Source organism: Klebsiella sp. D5A (assembly GCF_001620885.1).
Taxonomy (GTDB): Bacteria; Pseudomonadota; Gammaproteobacteria; order Enterobacterales; family Enterobacteriaceae; genus Klebsiella; species Klebsiella variicola.
On record NZ_LOAR01000024.1, the window covers coordinates 21,248 to 39,238 of the forward strand.

The window sequence follows — 17,991 nt, forward strand, 5'->3', positions numbered from 1 at the left end:
ATCGAACCAGCATATATACTCGGTTCTATACTCACAAGCATGTTGATGTGGGGTAACTCAGATTGACTTCAGTTAAGGTGAAAACCGCGGAAAGCCTTGTATGACGGGGATTTCAGGCACAAAAAAAGACGTCCGTTGACGTCTATTGATGTTCCGATGGTGCCGAAGGCCGGACTCATGGTCTAAACTTAACTAATTAATAAAAAAAGACAATATGAGGGTTGCTAATTATTGATATACGATAAAAGTCCATATTTTTCGACGATGCACTCATCCAATGCACTAACGGTGATCCCCGTATAAGATGTCCATCCATGTAAATTTTTCACGTACTTCATAATCTCGCCGGGAACCTCACGTGAAAAGTGTAAAACAATCTCATCCTCAGTTCCATGCCATGCTGAAAGGGTATCGATCTTAACGTTTTCTGCGATTTTTTTCCAATCACAGATCGTTAGCCCTGCTATTTGAAGCAAACCTAAGATGTTATAGTCCCCATTATCAAAGGGCAGTTCATCAGGAATAGGATTTACTACAATACTTTCTGCATCAATCTCAGGATATTCTTTCTTCACAAAATTAATTATTGCGGTTGAAAAACTACTCGTACCAAATGTAGGTTTAAACCAGTGCGAAACTTCTCTATTGAAAGTATCAATCCTATGGTCATAATATTCAACAATGACTTCTAACCCAAGATAAGAACTCATGATATCTTTGAGTTTTTTTTCATTTACAGAAAAATTAAATATTACTTCAGTTTTTTTTCTGATCATAGCGGCCTCAACACAAAGTTTAAGAAGATTAATACTTGCAAGTATTAATAAACACTAAATCCAGGATAACTTCAAGAGCAACGCCAAAAAAAATAAAGAATCGATTTTTATAATGGTATGTTACATTAAAAAATCTTAATTTAAAGTAACATACCATTGGTACCGAAGAAAGAATCAATAATAATTAATTATCCTTTGTTCTAGAGTACATGATGAGTGCTTACCCCACTGGCCTTCAACAACACATTTCTCTCTTTCAATCCAGTTAGAGAATTTGTCAAATTTATAATTAACATACTCAACACCATCTCCAACTTCAGGGTTGTTAAAGAAAGAGGAAAAGGTCTTTAAAAGATTACCACTTTCTGAATACCTCTGCCAACTTTTATGTGTCATCTTGCCATTATCAATATATCTTCTCTTCAAAACAAATAATGGATCTTTCTTATTCCTCCCAAATTCATATTCATATTCAACAGTTTCCATCGGTATATTTTTTGAACGGAAATTTGAAACATCCATCCCCTTAGAATTCATAAACACTTCCTTTATTACAAATCCATTCCTATAATACCTTTTTATTTCCCCCAAGATAGGAGACGGTTTATCATATGAAGCCTCGATATCCCCTGATACTAGCTTTCTATATAATAAGTTTGTTTTATACATTGCCTCTTTATTATCCTCATCATAAAGATAAGATCTAATTGTTTTTATATTCCCATATTTATCTCGGTCATATAAATAATAATCAATCTTCATCGGACTGCTTGATGGTGAGGAGTGCTTATACGCTTTGTCGATATCCACTCTTACAGGAAGAGGATTTGGATAACCAGATGAGATATAAATCGCCTCACTGGGTGTTTTTATATAGTAAATATTTTTATCCGGATCATATCGAATCATCCTTTTTTCTCCTGCCCCATCAGCCCTCTCAATGATTTCTTTTACAGGTCCATGGACATCCCCTACTGCATAGTCTAAAGCAGGATCTTTCGCTAGTTGTCTATTAACAAAACCTCCAGGGTCATCTGCATATGAAAATAATGGAATACAAAAAGTAATAATTAAAGTTTTTCTGTACATAGACTTCTCCACAAAAATTATCCCGTGAAAACCCCAGCGATTACATGCTTAAATAATCTCTTAAAAATCAGAAAAAAATCCATGTAATCAACCTGCAATCAATAACTTTAGTAAGTCTAAATAAAATCAATCTTAAGGAATGCTAAAGATGGTGTCAAGGCACACTATCAAGATGGATCCATGATCCCCAAACGATTGAAAGAGGCTCGTAAAAGAGCAAAACTGACACAGGAAAAACTCGCTGTCATGGCAGGGATAGACGAGGCGACCGCTTACTCCAGAATGTCTCATTATGAAAATGGTACACATCGACCATCATTTGAGACAGTCTGTGCTTTTGCCAAGGTCTTAAACGTTCCTGAATGTTACTTTTATGCGGTCGATGATTCTTTTGCTGAAGCCTTACTTGAGCTTTATAATAAGCATCAAGCATTGTGGAATATTTCTGGAAAAAGCAAATAAAAAAACAGCATCCAGGTTGCGACTAAATAAAATAAAAATATCTTATAATTTTTATTAATTCACAGCCCACAAACGTGGGCTGATTTTAGTTAACAGCCTTTTTAGCGCTCCTCTTTGTGTTGCCAGACGCTAACTTTTCTTCAGCGATCCTTTCCAGTAACTCTTCCACGCTATTGATACCACTAATCAGCTCTGGGGTTTCCTCTCGCCATTGGGCTGTCAATTCTCCACGAAAAGCCTTAGCAAGGACAGACTATGTCAAATTTCTAGCTTCCTCCAATGCAGCTTCGGTTTTTTGTTTGATACCTTTGGCAAAGGTGAAAGGTCCCTCAACTCGGCGAATGATTTCAGCTTGCTCATCAATAGACGGAAGCGCAATAACCAAGTCCTTTATAGGCCCTAAAAATAAGTTCGCCTGAGCTGTTGACCTGCTCCCCGTTGATTAATTCACCCCGATGTTAGTAATGTTTTCATAAGCCACATGAGGACATCCCCATGAAGAAGCGTTTTCCGACGAACAGATCATCAGTATTCTCCGCGAAGCGGAAGCCGGAGTTTCTACCCGTGAACTCTGCCGCAAGCACGCCATTTCCGATGCCACTTTCTACACCTGGCGCAAGAAGTTTGGTGGCATGGAAGTTCCTGAGGTGAAGCGGCTTAAATCTCTTGAAGAGGAGAACGCCCGCCTCAAGAAGCTGCTTGCCGAAGCCATGCTGGATAAGGAGGCGCTTCAGGTGGCTCTGGGGCGAAAGTACTGACGACAGACTAGAAGCGGGAAGCCGTGGTGTTGATGTGTGATGCGACCGGTCTGTCGCAACGTCGTGCCTGCAGGCTTACAGGTTTGCCCCTGTCGACCTGCGGTTATGACGCTCAGCATCCATCTGCTGATGCGCATTTATCAGAGCGTATTACTGAGCTGGCGCTTGAACGCAGACGTTTTGGTTATCGGCGCATCTGGCAGCTGCTGCGTCGGGAGGGCCTTCACGTCAATCACAAGCGGGTATACCGTATTTACCACCTTAATGGACTGAGCGTAAAACGCAGACGACGCCGTAAAGGGCTGGCGACCGAGCGGTTTCCGCTTCTGTGGCCGGATGCGCCGAACCTAAAATGGTTAATGGATTTCATTATGGACGCACTGCCCAACGGTCGCAGGATCAAGTGCCTGACCTGTGTGGATGATTTCACAAAGGAGTGTCTGACGATCACCGCTGCTTTCGGTATTTCAGGTGTTCAGGTCACGCGTATTCTGGACAGAATCGCACTATTTCGGGGCTACCCGGCGACAATAAGAACCGATCAGGGCCCGGAATTTACCTGCCGCGCGCTCGATCAATGGGCCTTTGAGCATGGTGTGGAACTACGGCTTATCCAGCCGGGCAAGCCGACGCAGAACGGATTTATTGAGGGTTTCAACGGACGATTCAGAGATGAATGCCTGAATGAGCACTAGTTCAGCGATATTGCTTATGCCAGGAAAACGATTAATGACTGGCGTCAGGATTATAACGAGCGCCGTCTCCATTCATCGCTGGATTACCAGACGCCAGCTGAATTTGCAGCGGACTGGCGAAACGGGAAATATGAAGAAAAACCAACCGACATTACTAACTGAAGGTTGTATCTAATCCTGGGGGCAGGTCACTCGCGGATGACGGCACAGCTTGTCTGCGATGCGTTACAGATGGCGTTGTGGCGGCGTAAACGCCCGGACAATGTCATCGTGCATACAGACAGAGGCGGTCAGTATTGTTCAGCGGATTACCAGAACTCACTGAAACGCTATAGTCTGCGGGGCAGTATGAGCGCCAAGGCTGTTGTTAGGACAATGCCTGCGCGGAAAGCTTCATCCACCCGCTGAAGGTTGAATGCATTCACGGGGAGGACTTTGCCACCCGGGAAATCATGCGGACAGCCGTGTTTAATTATATCTAGTGCGATTACAATCGGTGGCGTCGTCACCGTGCCTGTGGTGGCCTTAGCCCGGAACAATTTGAAAACCAGAATCTCGCTCAGGAGCGTGTCCACCTTACACGAGGAGACTCAAACGTGTCACAATGGCCCGGTTTTGTGCCACAACGGCCCGATTTTGGCAGTATCTTTAGGATATTCAGGGTGGCAGCCTTCCCCTTTATACCGTTCGGCTATGCCGCTAAGCTATCAGGCACTGCAAAGCTTCCCCCTTACCACATTGGCTAGGGGATTCGTCGAACTTCTCAAACGGTTGAAAAGGATGCTGAGGGGAGGCCAGTTTTTTCTTTAGTTGCTATGAAAACTTATATACTATATGTAACATAACATATAGTATATAGGTGTTAATATGGCAAAAGGTGAATCAGGACGCATAGTCTTAGAAGTAGAGCCAGAACTAAAAAAAGTTCTCTACTCCGTTCTTGCAATGGAACAAAAAACTCTTAAAGACTGGTTTGTTGATAAGGCTCAAAAACATATATGTGAGAAAAAGCCAGAGCTAATAGAGAGGTTTTCAAAGGTAGACAATGAAATTTAAAGCAGATCAAACCTCACAAAAACTTAGAGGTGGCTATTACACCCCACAAAATCTAGCTGATTATGTAACTAAGTGGGTATTAAGTAAGAATCCTAAAACCATACTTGAGCCGAGTTGTGGTGATGGTGTGTTTATTCAGGCTATCGCTAATAATGGTTATGACTCTAACATTGAGTTGTCTTGCTTTGAATTGTTCGACACAGAAGCATCTAAGGCTCTCGATCGCTGTAAACTGAACAATTTTTCTAATGCAACGATTATAGAGGGGGATTTTCTTGTCTGGGCTAATGAATGTCTTAAGAGAAATGAGCCGATATTTGATGGAGTTTTAGGTAATCCTCCGTTCATCCGTTATCAGTTCCTTGAAAGAGATTTCCAAGAACAAGCTCAATTGGTCTTCGAACATCTAGACCTAAAATTTACAAAGCACACTAATGCTTGGGTTCCATTCCTACTTTCTTCATTAGCCCTTCTTAAACAAGGTGGAAGAATAGGGATGGTCATACCATCTGAGATTAGTCATGTTATGCACGCTCAATCATTGAGAAGCTACTTAGGTCACGTTTGCTCTAAAATTGTCATCATTGATCCTAAAGAGATTTGGTTTGAAGACACATTACAGGGGGCCGTTATTCTCCTAGCAGAGAAAAAGCAATATCCAAATGAAGAATCGCAAGGTGTAGGTATTGTCAGTGTTAGTGGTTTTGAATTCCTTCAAGAGGATCCAAACGTTCTGTTTAATGATACGGCAGGAATAAATGGTGAAACAGTTGAAGGTAAATGGACTAAAGCAACACTTGATATTGACGAGCTTCAGCTAATTAAACGGGTAATTGCTCATCCAGATGTTCGTAAATTCAAAGATATAGCTAAAGTCGATGTAGGTATTGTGACTGGTGCTAACGATTATTTTCTTGTTGATAATGAAACAGTTAAGTCATATAAGTTAGAGCGTTTTGCTCACCCTATGTTTGGCAGAAGCCAACATTGCCCCGGCATTATTTATGATGAGAAGCAGCACATTGAAAACCAGCTGAAGGGTTTACCAACCAATTTCTTATACATAGATGAAGAGTTTGAAGATCTTTCTAAAAGTGTTAAAAATTACATAGAGTTAGGTGAAGCAGAAGAATATCACAAGCGTTATAAGTGCCGTATACGTAAGCCTTGGTTCAAGGTCCCATCTGTATATAGCGCAGAGATTGGAATGTTAAAGCGTTGCCACGATGCGCCACGCTTGATTCATAACAAAGTTAGAGCATATACCACTGATACGGCATATAGAGTCTCTTCAACAGTTACTAGTGCTGAGAACTTAGTATGTAGTTTTTTGAACCCTCTAACGGTTATTACAGCCGAACTCGAAGGACGCTTTTACGGCGGTGGCGTTCTTGAACTTGTTCCATCCGAGATAGAAAAACTATATATCCCTATCGTTGAAGGATTAGAATATAACGTTGAAGAACTCAACCTATTGATTAAAGATGGTCAAATAGAGAGGGTAATCCAACAACAAGGTTCACTAATCTTAGGCAAGCTTGGTTTTTCTCAAGAAGAAAATGAAAAACTTGTAGAAATATGGAAAAAACTTAGAGATAGAAGGCTACGTAAGTAGAGTTTAAAGTAGGGGACAAGCAATAAAATCAATGCAGCTAAAAGCTGCATTGATTTTATCTTGTAAACTTATAGGCTTTTGTATAGGTCTTCTACTGTCGGAATCTCTGAGTCTAAATCCCCCAAGTTGAAAAGATTCTTAATCAAATCATCCATTTGGATTTTTTCTTGTTCAAATTGCCTTTCGAATATGATTTTATCTCTATCACCTGATTTTTGAGTTTGGCTATACAATTTATTCAAAGACTGTTGTTTTAAACTGATCTTATCATGTATTTCTTTCTGTTTTGGATCATCAAAATCAATAGCAGGAATAGGCATTCTTGTTTGAACCTTTGTCCCACGAGCAACAAATCCACCTCTAAAAATCTCACCATATATTGAAGCAAACCACTCAAGATATTTTGATGTAAGGATTGCTTGGATATAGTAGATACAGTATTTAACGTCATTAGGGACGTTGATAATGCTATAACCTGCAGTACCGCCAGAAGAAACAAAAGTTCTGTGATTGTCAATGCTGTACTTATACCCATTAGATAGAACACCGACAATCAGTTTTTGATCAACATCACAGTTCTCTAATGCTTGGCTACGTCCGTATCTGTACCACTCATTTGGTCCATTTGGCTCAGGCTTAATAGAGCGTTTCTTGTCATTCAAATGGATTTTTACAACATGCAGGAACTCAAATAACTTAGGATATTGACGTTTTAGTTCATCATATTCAATAAACTGGATTCTTTCGTCCACTTTTTTGTATGGATAAACGACAAATGAATTAGGCTCAACGTCTTTATAAGTATAGAAACTATCGTCACCCGAACGATTTGTTTCGAAGTAAGGGCGAGTCAATTCTTTTTCAATGTGGTATTCAACTCCATCATATTCAAAATAAATAAAACCATTTTCAGATTTGATTTCTTTATGAATATAATATTTATTTGCACTTGTCTGAATACCATTTGCAACATTGTTTTTTCCTACAATGTCGCCTAGCTGCTCAGATTTTGAAAACATTAGCTTCAAAATGTCATTTGTTTTCTTTTCTAGAACCCAAGTGTCAGAATCAAGAGAACTAGTTTGATATGTACTTGATAATAGAGACTTATCTTCACGAGTTAACCATTTCTTAAAGTCTTTTACTTCATAAAAAGAAAAGCTATCGTGATTTTCTTTATTTAAAAATAACAAACAAGTGTAAGTTGTTTTATTCTTGAATACTTGATGAGATCCAAAAGAAATAAATTTAGACAAATATTTATTGTCTGATAAAATCTTGCGAAGGTTTTTGCCTGCACCAACCTTTATGAACTTAGACGGAAGAATATAGCCTAAATAGCCGTGTTCTTTAAGAACTTGCATTGAACGCTCAATAAATAAAAAGTATTTATCGAATTGCTTAAAAGCAGATTTATATTTCCTCTTGTAAATATCTAATTCATTTGGCGTTAACTGTTTCATATGCTCAGTTGCCATATAAGGAGGGTTTCCAACAATCACGTCAAATTGGTGGTTAGGCAAATCAAATGGATTAACTGAAAGAATATCTTCTTGTTTAACTTTGTCTCCACTATCTATCAAGCTATTCCCGAATAGAATGTTCATATCCAGTGCAGGTAAAATAGGCATGCCTTTACCAATGGTTTCTTTAGTTTCGCCTTCAAGAAGCTTTAGCAATAAACCAAAGGTGCAAGCTTTTGTTGCATTATAATCTTTATCAATCCCATATATACATTTATATAGAATTTCTTTTTTTACTTCGAATTTAAGTTTGTATGTATGTTCAGATAATTGTTGAAGTTTAGATTTATCATTTTGTATATAATAATCAACAAGAATATCTTGGATGAATTGGAATACTTCAATAATAAAAGCACCTGAACCACAAGCGATATCAGCAAATTTTGAATTCAATATCTCAATATCTGACTTTCCTTTGCAATATTCTACTACAGTATTTCTAATGATTTCTTTTACAATGTGAGTTGGAGTAGTAACAACGTCTCTATCGATATGTTCCTCTTTCGGTTGAATCTTAACATTTCCGAACTCATCAACACGAACTTTCTCACTCAGAAATATTTCATATATATTACCTAAAATATCAGAAGAGAAAACAGAGAAAGAGTATGTGCTTTGTGGGAAGTATAATTGTTCTATGATACTCCAAATGCAAGAGTTAACATTGCTTAATAATTCATCAATATATTCTAGCGAGAATAATCCTGAATTATATTTTTTGTCTGATGACTTTAATTTTTTGACTAAAGATTGAAAGTCTTTATCTTGTGAAAAGTGATAAAGAGTTTCGTATTCTTCCAAGTCCCTGTCTTCACAGACACGAAGGAAAACAATACTGTTAATGTAATTTTGTGCAAGGTCGTTTAATTTTTCTTCTGGAAGTTCGTTTTTGATCTGCAAAAATTCATTCGCAAGAAGTAAACGCCAATCGTTAATTTGTTTGAGGAAAAGATCATCAACGCTGAATCTCAGTATCTTATTTTCAATTTCTGACCATTCATTGTCAAAATGACCAGTGTAAACACTTTCGCGCCCGATAAGCTTTTTAATTTCATCAAACTTATCTACGAGTTCAGTAAAGTGATACAACTTGATTCTAGAGTTTGCTACTGAATCAGTTTCTTTAACCTGATTAGAACAGTCATAAATTGCCGTATACTCGAAGTTCGACAACACAGAAATTTTCAGTTTGGCTGTGAACCCATATCGTCTAACTTGTAAAGCAGGCTCTATAGAAGTTGATACATCAACACTAGGCTTTTTAGCTTCAAGGAAAAACTTACGCTCAGAGAAGAGTCTAAACGTGTAATCCGGCTTTTTAGTATTTTCGCCTGCTCGAGCTTTTAAACCTTCCTCTACAAGCACTTCGCGTTCGTTTGTGGGTTTTCCTGCTGCGTTCGTTATGTCCCAACCGAGAATAAGAAATAGTTGATCCAAAAAATCCGTTCTTAGTTGGGTTTCGTTGTATCTTGCAGAACGATAATAATCAATATCATTTTCGTATTTATCAATTAGTCTTTGTAGCTGAGCTTTTTTATTCATCAATTTCTCACAACGATATCTATCAAAAGGTAGACTTCTAATGATTGTTATTCTTGTGCCGAAGTATTGTTAGTCAAGTCATCCTTAAAACAAGCTCCATCCTTACATCTCTTGTTGTGCGACTCAGATTCCGCAGTCACTATTTTTACCTCAAAAACCACCGAAACACTACCAATAGGTGGCTTTTGGACGACTCTGAAGAGGGAGACTGTCTAGACCCTACTTAATGCCACAAAAACACCATCAGTAGGTCGCATCTCGATAATGACCAAGGAAAGTTGTGGCTGCGCCACATGAGAATGCCATAAACGGGTGGCTTTTGATTGATTGATTGATTGATTGATCTTACCCAGCAAAAGATGAACAACCAAAGACAAAAACCCAGCATAAACCCACTTACTACCCAGTCGTTATTTTTCTATAGTATTTCATAAAAACCTTTATTAACAGCCTTTTATATAAATCCCCCACATCACCTGTACTTAGAATAATCAAGTGGGGAACGGACTCTGCATATACCGCCGTTCACCATTAAGTAACCATTTTCGATGGTGCTTCTGTAAGTAACCCTACAAAACAAGCCATTAATTTTTAGAGATCCTCCGACATACAAATTATGTCCTCTGAGCAGATCTCCATGCGTAAAGTCCGATTCACCGAGGGCAGCCAGGTGATGTCCCATGTCTAGACCTGAAGGGGGCCCAGTGGCCGTATAGGCTGTGGGGACTGCGCCCTTCTACTGCCATACCTGGCGTCCCCGTCGATGGACTTTTCCATAACGGCGTAGTACCCGATAGAAGGTTGATTCGCTCTTCAGATAAATGCCTTTATCGGCCAGTTGTGGCACGATTTGGGATGGCGGCAGGCTCGCGTATTCCGGTTGATGGCAGATATCCCTTATCTTTGCTTCTTCATTCAGACTCAGACGATTATAAGGTGCCGGACGTACTGCTTCGGGTCAGCCGTCATAGAAAGAGTGTTGCCACCGCCGCGAGGTACGCAGGCTGATATTCACTTCACGGCAGGCGACGGCAAGTCTTGCACCGGAGAGCACGGCTTCATTAATCCACAAGATGAACCACTGTCGTTCATCCGCCGGGGTCAGCGGTCCCCGTCCGTTTCCCCGTAATAGTCCGCGAGATTTTTTCGCAGCACCAGTATGACCACCGCCTCCGACAGGACTTTTTCCTTGCTGATCAGCTCTTTTTTCTGGGCCTTATTCTCTTTCGGGCTTTGCTTCAGGGCCGCTTTTTCTACGGGATTTTCAGTCTGTATAAAGCCCTATTTCCACTAAATAAGCTGCTCAGGATAAAGCCCCTTTTTACGGCAGTATTCTGCGATTTCAGCCTCGCTGAGTGTGGCGGTTTTCACAATGGCAGCAAAACGGGCTTCTGCTGACCACTGTTCGCTGTTTTTACTGTTACCCGGCACTGGTTTCCCCTCTGATTTAGCCTGATAACACCAATTATACAGGGTAGCTTCGGATATTCCTTCCATCTGTGCAACAGCAGCCACGGTCATGTTGTAAGGGGAAGTAGTTTTGCCAGTGTTGCCGCCTTACGCTCCGATGAAATACGTTTCATTAGTCACTCAGGTTGCCCTCAGGATGATTTTTCAGAGGGGTGACAACTATCCTGACACTGAGGGGGAAGCAGCGTCTGCCGGTATGTAACCCGGTGCCATTGGTAACGCCTGATGCACTTAGCCAGAGCTGGTCGATAAACTTTATGCACGATGCGCTGGTGTGCGGCAGACGCTTCCGGACCTTCAACGTGGTGGATGACTTTAACCGTGAAGCCCTGCAATAGAGATTGATCTGAATATCCCGGCGCAGCGGGTGGTCAGAGTGCTGGGCAGGACAGTGGCGAACCGGGAGTATCCGCTGAAACTGAGGATGGACAATGGCCTAGAACTGCTCTCGCTGACACTTGCACAGTGTGCTGAAGAGCATGGTGTGATACTGGAATTTATCAAGTCGTGTAAGCCGACGCAGAATGCGCTTATTGAACAGTTCAACCGGACGTATCGGACATAAATCCTGGATTTATACCTGTTCAGAACGGTGAATGAAGCACGGTAAATCACGGAACGCTGGCTGAATGAATACAACAGCGAGCGTCCCCATGAATCCCTGAATAGCCTGACACCGGAGGAATAACGGCTGATGACTGAAAAAACGGAACTCTCAAAAAGTGTGTGGAACTAAAACGGGTGTGCTTACTCTTCAGGTAGAGAGGGCAGCAAGATTTCTTCACCGTTGTCCACTAGTGCTCCATCAGCAACAAGTTTTTTCAACCATCGCGTAAAATGTTTAATATCAATCCCCTGACTTTTCAAATCATCACGAATGTTTTTTTTTGTGCATTTTTCACCATTTGCCAAACGATTTTTAATTATTCCCCAAAGAATTTTATGATTTAGAGTTAGGTTAGAAACCTCAGATAATTCAGGAAATAAATACTTTGGTCTTCTCGCACTATCAATAACAGCCAGAGAAGTGACTGACTCACCATCAGTATCGACAAATAACTCTGACTGTTGCAATTCATAAGCGTTAGATTTCGGCTCTTCTGCATCTTTCATCTTCGTACAAGATAGAATGAATGCTTGCTCTTCGGCCTCTCTTTTAACATTAAACTCAACATCAAGTGCGGCTCTAAATGAGCTTGACCCTCTGGCCCCCTTAGACTCATCCTTGCCTGAATGATGTACCACAAGGACTGTTGCAGATGTTTTATTTTTTAATGAGTCACAGCCTTCAATAAATGCCCCCATATCTCTGGCGTCATTTTCATCCTTTCCACCAAAACAACGCGCAAGGGTGTCGAAAATGATTAGTCGAACAGGGAGATGACTCATACCCTCAATATATTTAACCAACTCAACAAGTGTACTAATCTCCGACCTTCTCACCGGAAACACAGGCCTATTAACTAACCAAAGATTATCAACCTCTTTTTGATATATATTTTCCCAAGCTTTAACCCGACGACATACACCGATTCCTCCTTCCCCTACTATATAGACAACAGCCCCCTGATTTACTTTATTTTCTGCCCAATTAATCCCGGTTGCAATATGACATGCCCAAGATATAGCCAAAAAGCTTTTATAAGATCCGCTGGGACCATAAATGCTGCATAATGTTTGGTCTGGAAGGTAATTTTTCATAACATAACATTGCTGCTTGTTATAACCGTCTGACCCTTTACTTAATGGCATTCCATTTACGCTGGAAATTTTTTTCACATTGTTACTGATGTTTTCATCGTTCATAATATCATTTCCGTTATATAATTAGAGACTATTTTCTGACAAAGGCACCCCTCTGCCAGAAAGACAGTTTATTTTTCTTTGCCATTTACTTTGTAGATGTGCTGATTTTTTCTTGGATCCAGGAATTAATTTCACTTTCAATGAAAGCTACTTTTCTTGAGCCTATTTTTATCTTTCTTGGGAATACCCCCAATTTGATTAATTCATAGATTCTTGGCCGGGAGTATCCAGTTCTGTTAATTACTTCATCAAACGTAAGCAACTTATCCATTTCTCACCTCTCATAAAAATTTATTTACTATTATTTTCAAAGTCATATGGATGATGAAACCCATGTTGCAACTGCATTAGATAATCTGACCACCATTGCATCATTTTTTGCCTTTCTGGAATAAGCTCTGCTTTGTGAATGTATGCAGCACGAACATTATTTCTTTCTTGATGGCTCATTTGTCTTTCTATTGCATCTCGGCTCCATTTCCCAGACTCAATAAGGGCACTACATGCCATAGTCCTGAACCCATGAGAACAAAGATCTTTTTTGGTATCGTATCCCATCGATTGTAAGGCATGATTAATAGTATTCTCACTCATTGGTTTTTTAGGGAAATGATCACTGGTAAATACAAATATTCTTTCTCCTGTAATGCTTTTTATTTCCTGAATAATCGAACATGCTTGATGACTCAACGGTACAATGTGGGGTGTTTTCATCTTAGAACCACGATAAGAATACTTTACCCCCGGTATTTCCTCCCTGACCGATGGGATAGTCCATAATGAATTTTCTAAGTCAAATTCCTTCCAGCGCGCAAAACGCAGCTCACTTGAGCGCACGAAAGTATGTAAAAGAAATGTCATAGCTAACTGAGTTAATCTTCTGCCTTTAAATTTTTCTATGCGTTTAAGGAACTCTGGTATGTTCTCTAATTCCAGTGCAGCACGATGCTCCGAGTTTCTTTTTATCAGAGCCCCCGATTTGTGCGCAATGGGGTTAAACTCCAACAATCCATTATCAACAGCCAAAGTCATAACTGAATTAATACGCTGATAAATACGCGATGCCAACTCTAAACGCCCTGAATCTTGAACTTGCTTAACAGGTTTTAGAAGATCCTGCGTTTTGAGGAGCTTAATATTATCGTCACCAAATACTGGAAAAACCTCATCCAGTAGACTTTTAAGAATGCGTCTACTATGTTCCTTTGACCATTGGCGATTACTCGCATGCCATTGCATAGCGACTTCACGGAATGTTAAAAAACCTTCTTCATCCTTCGTCCCTCTTGGATCAATTCCTCTGGCAATATTTCTTTTGACCTCTTCTCGTTTTTCACGTGCTAATGCCAAAGGGATATATTTATACTCACCAAGAGATATCAGCCGATCTTCTCCATTAAATCGGTAACGCAGTCGCCAATAAGCAGAGCCATTTGATTTAATCAACAGGTATAGTCCACTGCCATCTGATAGACGACTGTCTTTTTCGATAATTTCCCCACTCAGTTTCCGAGCATTTAACTCTCTGAGTTGTTTTTTAATATAAGCATCCGTCAGAAACATAATTAAATTCTCCGATAGTATTTTTAGATATCAAGACGCCTGTTAACGACTGACCACATATCCAAACTACTACGAGCGAAAGAGGAGCCGAATAGCAAACCCTAAAATACGGAGTTAAATCCCATAAAAAATAAATTATCGATATTTATTAAAATAAAACGCATATTTTTTTAATTTTAAATCCAAAAAATATGTACATTACAGTATAATACACTACCTGAGGTAGACCTCGGTTATTTCGGGTCTGAAATGCCCCAGTTCCTGACTGACAATCTCAAGTGCCTCAGCATAATGGCATCCGAGACTCTGAAGTTCTTCCATTCGTTCCTGCGCATAACTATGTCGCGTCCCATGACTCCCCGCAGACCAGCCCAAGGTTCTGGTACTGGCTGTGCTGAATGATCGGCTCCAGGATTGCCCTGCTGCGATGGCATAAAATTGGTCATAGTGGACACCACGATCAGTGATTTTTATCGGTTCTGGTAATCGTGTTGTCTCCAGGTTTTCGGCCAAATCAGTGGATAACCTAATTTCCCGAATTAGCCCGCCTTTTCCCTGCACCGTGTACGCCTTCCCAGACCGTCCCATAAATTTTTTAGCCGAAACAGGCCTGATATTCGGTTGGCGTTGCTGTAACTCACAGATCGTAAATAATTCGTGGCTACGTAATCCCGCATTGTAGGCAATCAGTGTTGCCAGACCATTTTTATCGGACTGATGCGATGAAATAAGGAAGATCTGTTCTGATGTATATGATCTCGATGATAATTCTTTCTCTTTCAAAGAATGCACTACCTCAAGAACTTCTCCGGAGGGTAATTCCTTCGTCAGATGAATCATCATTGCCTGTAGAGCCTGACGTTCCATATCCAGGCTTTTCTGACCAACAGCAGCAGCCCTTTGATGGAAATAAACCGTGGCCATTTCAGGCGTAACATCCTGTAGGTTTATTCCGCCATTTATTCTGAAATACAGGGCAATCCGCGTCAGGGCTGCCTGATAATTTCTCACTGTGCCAACTGAGCGAAAAACATCAGCCTGCAAAATTTTCATTACGTTAGCGGCCTGCCGTTTTGCTATTTCCCGGTCAGTTTTTTTGACTGAGAATTTGGCCATCATTCTTCTCCAACCAGCGTGTGACTGTTGTTAAAACAACACAGACTCTTTTTTTTCGTAACCAACGCTGAATTTCAGATGCAGAAGCACCATGCCGCCTTAGCGCAAGTATTTCCATTCGATATCTGTCCAGACGCGATTTATTGCGCCTGTAGGGCTTTTTCCTGCGCTGCCGTGTTTCTGCCTGTAATTGCTTTACTATCATTTCTGCATCGAACATAAGAAGCCTGCTGAGTTGTAAGAACATCTGGTCCGCGGTCTGCAGCCAGCGACCACTATGAATAGCATGACCCATAGCGCCTGTTCGCCCCGGTTAGCCTGTATCAGGCGGGCTCGGACTGTTCTCGCCCTGGAAGAAAAGTTGTGAGTTTTTACCGCAGGCAATATCCCCATCAGATTAGGGTTCTGCGTGAGAGTTATTAGCGTTAGGTATATTTGATAAAATGCTTATGAAACATAATCATATTGAAATATGACGCAGCTAAATCGCATTTGATAGATTTGAGGCATACATTCATAACTTACTGAAAAGTTAGGAAAGCCATAGATTTGATACCTGTTCTGGCCAGGTTTTGCCATTAAATCATTATTGCCTGTTGTCGGCCAGGCTTTGCCATCAGAGATGTTGTAATTTGTCAGTTTCAGCCCTGACAGCCCCTAAGGACGGCTTAATACTTTTAAGTTAATAAAAAGTTATGGCAAAATCAACGTTGCATTGATTAAGTTGCGCATTTTCCCTCTCAGCCCTTGCCGTACAACGCCTCCCAGCCTAGTCCTTATATAACGCATAGCGTTAATGATGGTGAAAGCATTATCGAGTGAGCCTTCAGGCGATGCATTTTTTGTAAGCCTTGAGGCGTATGATTCTTCTTTAACACAAATCCTACGGCAATTTGAATCAGGATGGTAACCGTTTGAGCTTCATTTGCTCGTCAGTTGACTGTTGTTCGCAAGTCATTTGGGCATTCTTTGATAAACTGACAGACAGCTTTGAGCGAAAAGCAGGCGCTCCGAAATCAGCAAGACATAACAGCAATCTTGCGCTCATCGTTATTACCGCATGCCGGCTTTGTTGAATAAATCGAACTTTTGCTGAGTTGAAGGATCAGATCACGCATCTTCCCGACAACGCAGACCGTTCCGTGGCAAAGCAAAAGTTCAAAATCACCAACTGGCCCACCTACAATAAAGCCCTCATCAACCGTGGCTCCATAACTTTCTGGCTGGATGATGAAGCTATTCAGGCCTGGTATGAGTCGGCAACGCCTTCATCACGGGGAAGACCTCAGCGCTATTCTGATCTCGCCTGAAGTGGTCAACAAAAACTGGCCACCGCGTTAGAGTTTTTCCAGTATCGGTTTTCTGATTCGTTTGGCGGTAACCCACCATTATATTCGTGCGGTCTTAGTGCGCTGTAATATCCAACGATATAGTCCGTTATTGCGTGAGCTGCATCGCTGAAGCTTACATAGCCCGTCGCCGGCACCCATTCGTTCTTCAGACTCCTGAAGAAGCGCTCCATTGGGCTGTTATCCCAGCAGTTTCCACGCCGACTCATACTCTGCCTGATCCGGTATCGCCACAGTAACTGCCGGAACTGCCTGCTCGTATAATGGCTGCCTTGGACGCCCTTCTAAGAGTCAAGCTGTTATCGGGATACTGTTGATCCGCCTGTTTTGATTGCGCAGTAACGTGTAAAATTCGCGGGAGATATATCGCTTTAGACAGCGTATCGCTTCCATTTTTGTATGTCCTTCGGCTAAACGCCTGGCGACATATTCCTTTGTTTTTGCGTCAGTTCGTAAGCGTCCGATGGCGATGATGTGAAGTGCACTATTTGCAGCACGATCTCCACCACGATTAAGTCGGTAACGGTTCGTTTTTCCAGAAGAAACGGGGACCGGGCTGACACCACACAGTGCCGCAAATCCTGATTCTGATCTTAACCGTTGAGGATTGTCTCCGGCAGTGATCAGCAACTGTGAAGCGCTTTCGTATCCGATAGCATTACGTTTAATCAGCTCAGGTGCCAACTCGTCGACAATTGCCGCAATCATGACATCCAGATCAGCGATTTCGTCATGTAACTCGAGATAGCGTCGGGCAAGGGACTTTAATGAAATGCGATAAACGTTGGTTACATTGCGGTATTCACTGGCATCAGGTCTCCAGGAACCCAGGGTCCTGATGAGCTGCATGCGCGTCATATTTCTGAGCTGTTCACGTAATTCATCCGGGGCAGAGATAATATTTGAATGGATAATCTGGAGAGCGACTCTGCGGGCTGATATTGCTGTTTTTCGGCAAGTTTTTAATACCCGCAGGGACTCAATCATGCCATCACGCGTTTTGGGAGTAACTGTCCTGATGCCTGAGAATGCTGCATGAGCGGCACATTCAGCATCAATTGTGTCACTTTTACCCCGTTTGCGTCGCTCCATCCGGTCTGGAGCAGTCACCTCAAGAACTTCGTAAGCGTACAGCGAGAACCGTATTGACGGGGATGTGTTATTCAGTTGG

Annotated in this window: 13 protein-coding genes and 5 pseudogenes; 7 read left to right on the forward strand and 11 right to left on the reverse strand. The window is 41.2% G+C overall.

From position 1 onward, the window contains the following. Positions 1-224 precede the first annotated feature (224 nt). Together AS136_RS24655 and AS136_RS24660 are read right to left on the reverse strand one after the other, a co-directional pair. On the reverse strand, positions 225-776 hold the full coding sequence (locus tag AS136_RS24655; RefSeq protein WP_049593820.1) for a hypothetical protein: 552 nt from the start codon (positions 774-776) through the stop codon (positions 225-227). A 174-nt stretch (positions 777-950) separates the two neighbouring features. Next, positions 951-1,865: a hypothetical protein gene (locus AS136_RS24660; protein ID WP_049593819.1), complete on the reverse strand. Its 915-nt coding sequence runs from the start codon at positions 1,863-1,865 to the stop codon at positions 951-953. A gap of 180 nt (positions 1,866-2,045) precedes the next feature. Here AS136_RS24660 and AS136_RS27580 point away from each other — a divergent pair, with 180 nt between their 5' ends. The 5 genes and pseudogenes from AS136_RS27580 to AS136_RS24675 all read left to right on the forward strand — a co-directional run bounded on the left by AS136_RS27580 (position 2,046) and on the right by AS136_RS24675 (position 6,451). After that, positions 2,046-2,327 (forward strand): helix-turn-helix domain-containing protein, encoded by a 282-nt coding sequence (locus AS136_RS27580; protein WP_049593818.1) that lies wholly within the window; start codon positions 2,046-2,048, stop codon positions 2,325-2,327. Between the two features lie 521 nt (positions 2,328-2,848). Next, positions 2,849-3,942, forward strand: a pseudogene (locus tag AS136_RS28385) (IS3 family transposase). Positions 3,943-3,975: 33 nt separating this feature from the next. Then, positions 3,976-4,340, forward strand: a pseudogene (locus AS136_RS27590) (IS3 family transposase); the annotation flags it as partial. Between the two features lie 307 nt (positions 4,341-4,647). After that, entirely contained in the window at positions 4,648-4,836 is a 189-nt protein-coding gene (locus AS136_RS27595; RefSeq protein WP_074158384.1) for a hypothetical protein, read from the forward strand. Continuing rightward, positions 4,826-6,451, forward strand: a complete 1,626-nt coding sequence (locus AS136_RS24675) for an N-6 DNA methylase (protein WP_049593816.1) — start codon at positions 4,826-4,828, stop codon at positions 6,449-6,451. Before AS136_RS27595 ends, AS136_RS24675 begins: the two co-directional genes overlap by 11 nt. A 68-nt stretch (positions 6,452-6,519) precedes the next feature. Here the strand turns inward: AS136_RS24675 and AS136_RS24680 are convergent, their stop codons facing one another. Next, on the reverse strand, positions 6,520-9,516 hold the full coding sequence (locus AS136_RS24680; protein ID WP_049593815.1) for an Eco57I restriction-modification methylase domain-containing protein: 2,997 nt from the start codon (positions 9,514-9,516) through the stop codon (positions 6,520-6,522). 1,290 nt (positions 9,517-10,806) lie between these two features. Next, positions 10,807-11,031 (reverse strand): hypothetical protein, encoded by a 225-nt coding sequence (locus AS136_RS28395; RefSeq protein WP_158512117.1) that lies wholly within the window; start codon positions 11,029-11,031, stop codon positions 10,807-10,809. A gap of 128 nt (positions 11,032-11,159) precedes the next feature. Between AS136_RS28395 and AS136_RS24690 the strand changes: the two are divergent. Continuing rightward, a pseudogene (locus tag AS136_RS24690) lies at positions 11,160-11,674 on the forward strand (integrase core domain-containing protein); the annotation flags it as partial. 59 nt (positions 11,675-11,733) lie between these two features. Here the strand turns inward: AS136_RS24690 and AS136_RS24695 are convergent. From AS136_RS24695 to AS136_RS27605, 5 genes are all read right to left on the reverse strand, one after another. Next, positions 11,734-12,792, reverse strand: coding sequence for a helicase RepA family protein (locus tag AS136_RS24695; protein ID WP_049593814.1), 1,059 nt, complete (start codon positions 12,790-12,792; stop codon positions 11,734-11,736). An 85-nt stretch (positions 12,793-12,877) separates the two neighbouring features. Next, positions 12,878-13,063, reverse strand: a complete 186-nt coding sequence (locus AS136_RS27600) for a helix-turn-helix transcriptional regulator (protein ID WP_004133503.1) — start codon at positions 13,061-13,063, stop codon at positions 12,878-12,880. Between the two features lie 20 nt (positions 13,064-13,083). Beyond that, positions 13,084-14,355, reverse strand: coding sequence for a tyrosine-type recombinase/integrase (locus tag AS136_RS24700; protein ID WP_004133505.1), 1,272 nt, complete (start codon positions 14,353-14,355; stop codon positions 13,084-13,086). 213 nt (positions 14,356-14,568) lie between these two features. Further along, entirely contained in the window at positions 14,569-15,474 is a 906-nt protein-coding gene (locus AS136_RS24705; protein ID WP_049593813.1) for a hypothetical protein, read from the reverse strand. Continuing rightward, positions 15,443-15,691: a hypothetical protein gene (locus tag AS136_RS27605; RefSeq protein ID WP_071530324.1), complete on the reverse strand. Its 249-nt coding sequence runs from the start codon at positions 15,689-15,691 to the stop codon at positions 15,443-15,445. The genes AS136_RS24705 and AS136_RS27605 overlap by 32 nt, the downstream gene beginning before the upstream one ends. Before the next feature lie 877 nt (positions 15,692-16,568). Here AS136_RS27605 and AS136_RS27610 point away from each other — a divergent pair. Next, positions 16,569-16,778, forward strand: a pseudogene (locus tag AS136_RS27610) (transposase); the annotation flags it as partial. A gap of 8 nt (positions 16,779-16,786) precedes the next feature. On the opposite strand, the pseudogene AS136_RS27615 reads toward AS136_RS27610, so the two are convergent. Both AS136_RS27615 and AS136_RS27620 read right to left on the reverse strand, forming a co-directional pair. Continuing rightward, positions 16,787-17,095, reverse strand: a pseudogene (locus tag AS136_RS27615) (integrase core domain-containing protein); the annotation flags it as partial. Positions 17,096-17,111: 16 nt separating this feature from the next. Then, a partial coding sequence (locus AS136_RS27620) for a transposase (protein WP_148718838.1) occupies positions 17,112-17,991 on the reverse strand: 880 nt, incomplete at its 5' end.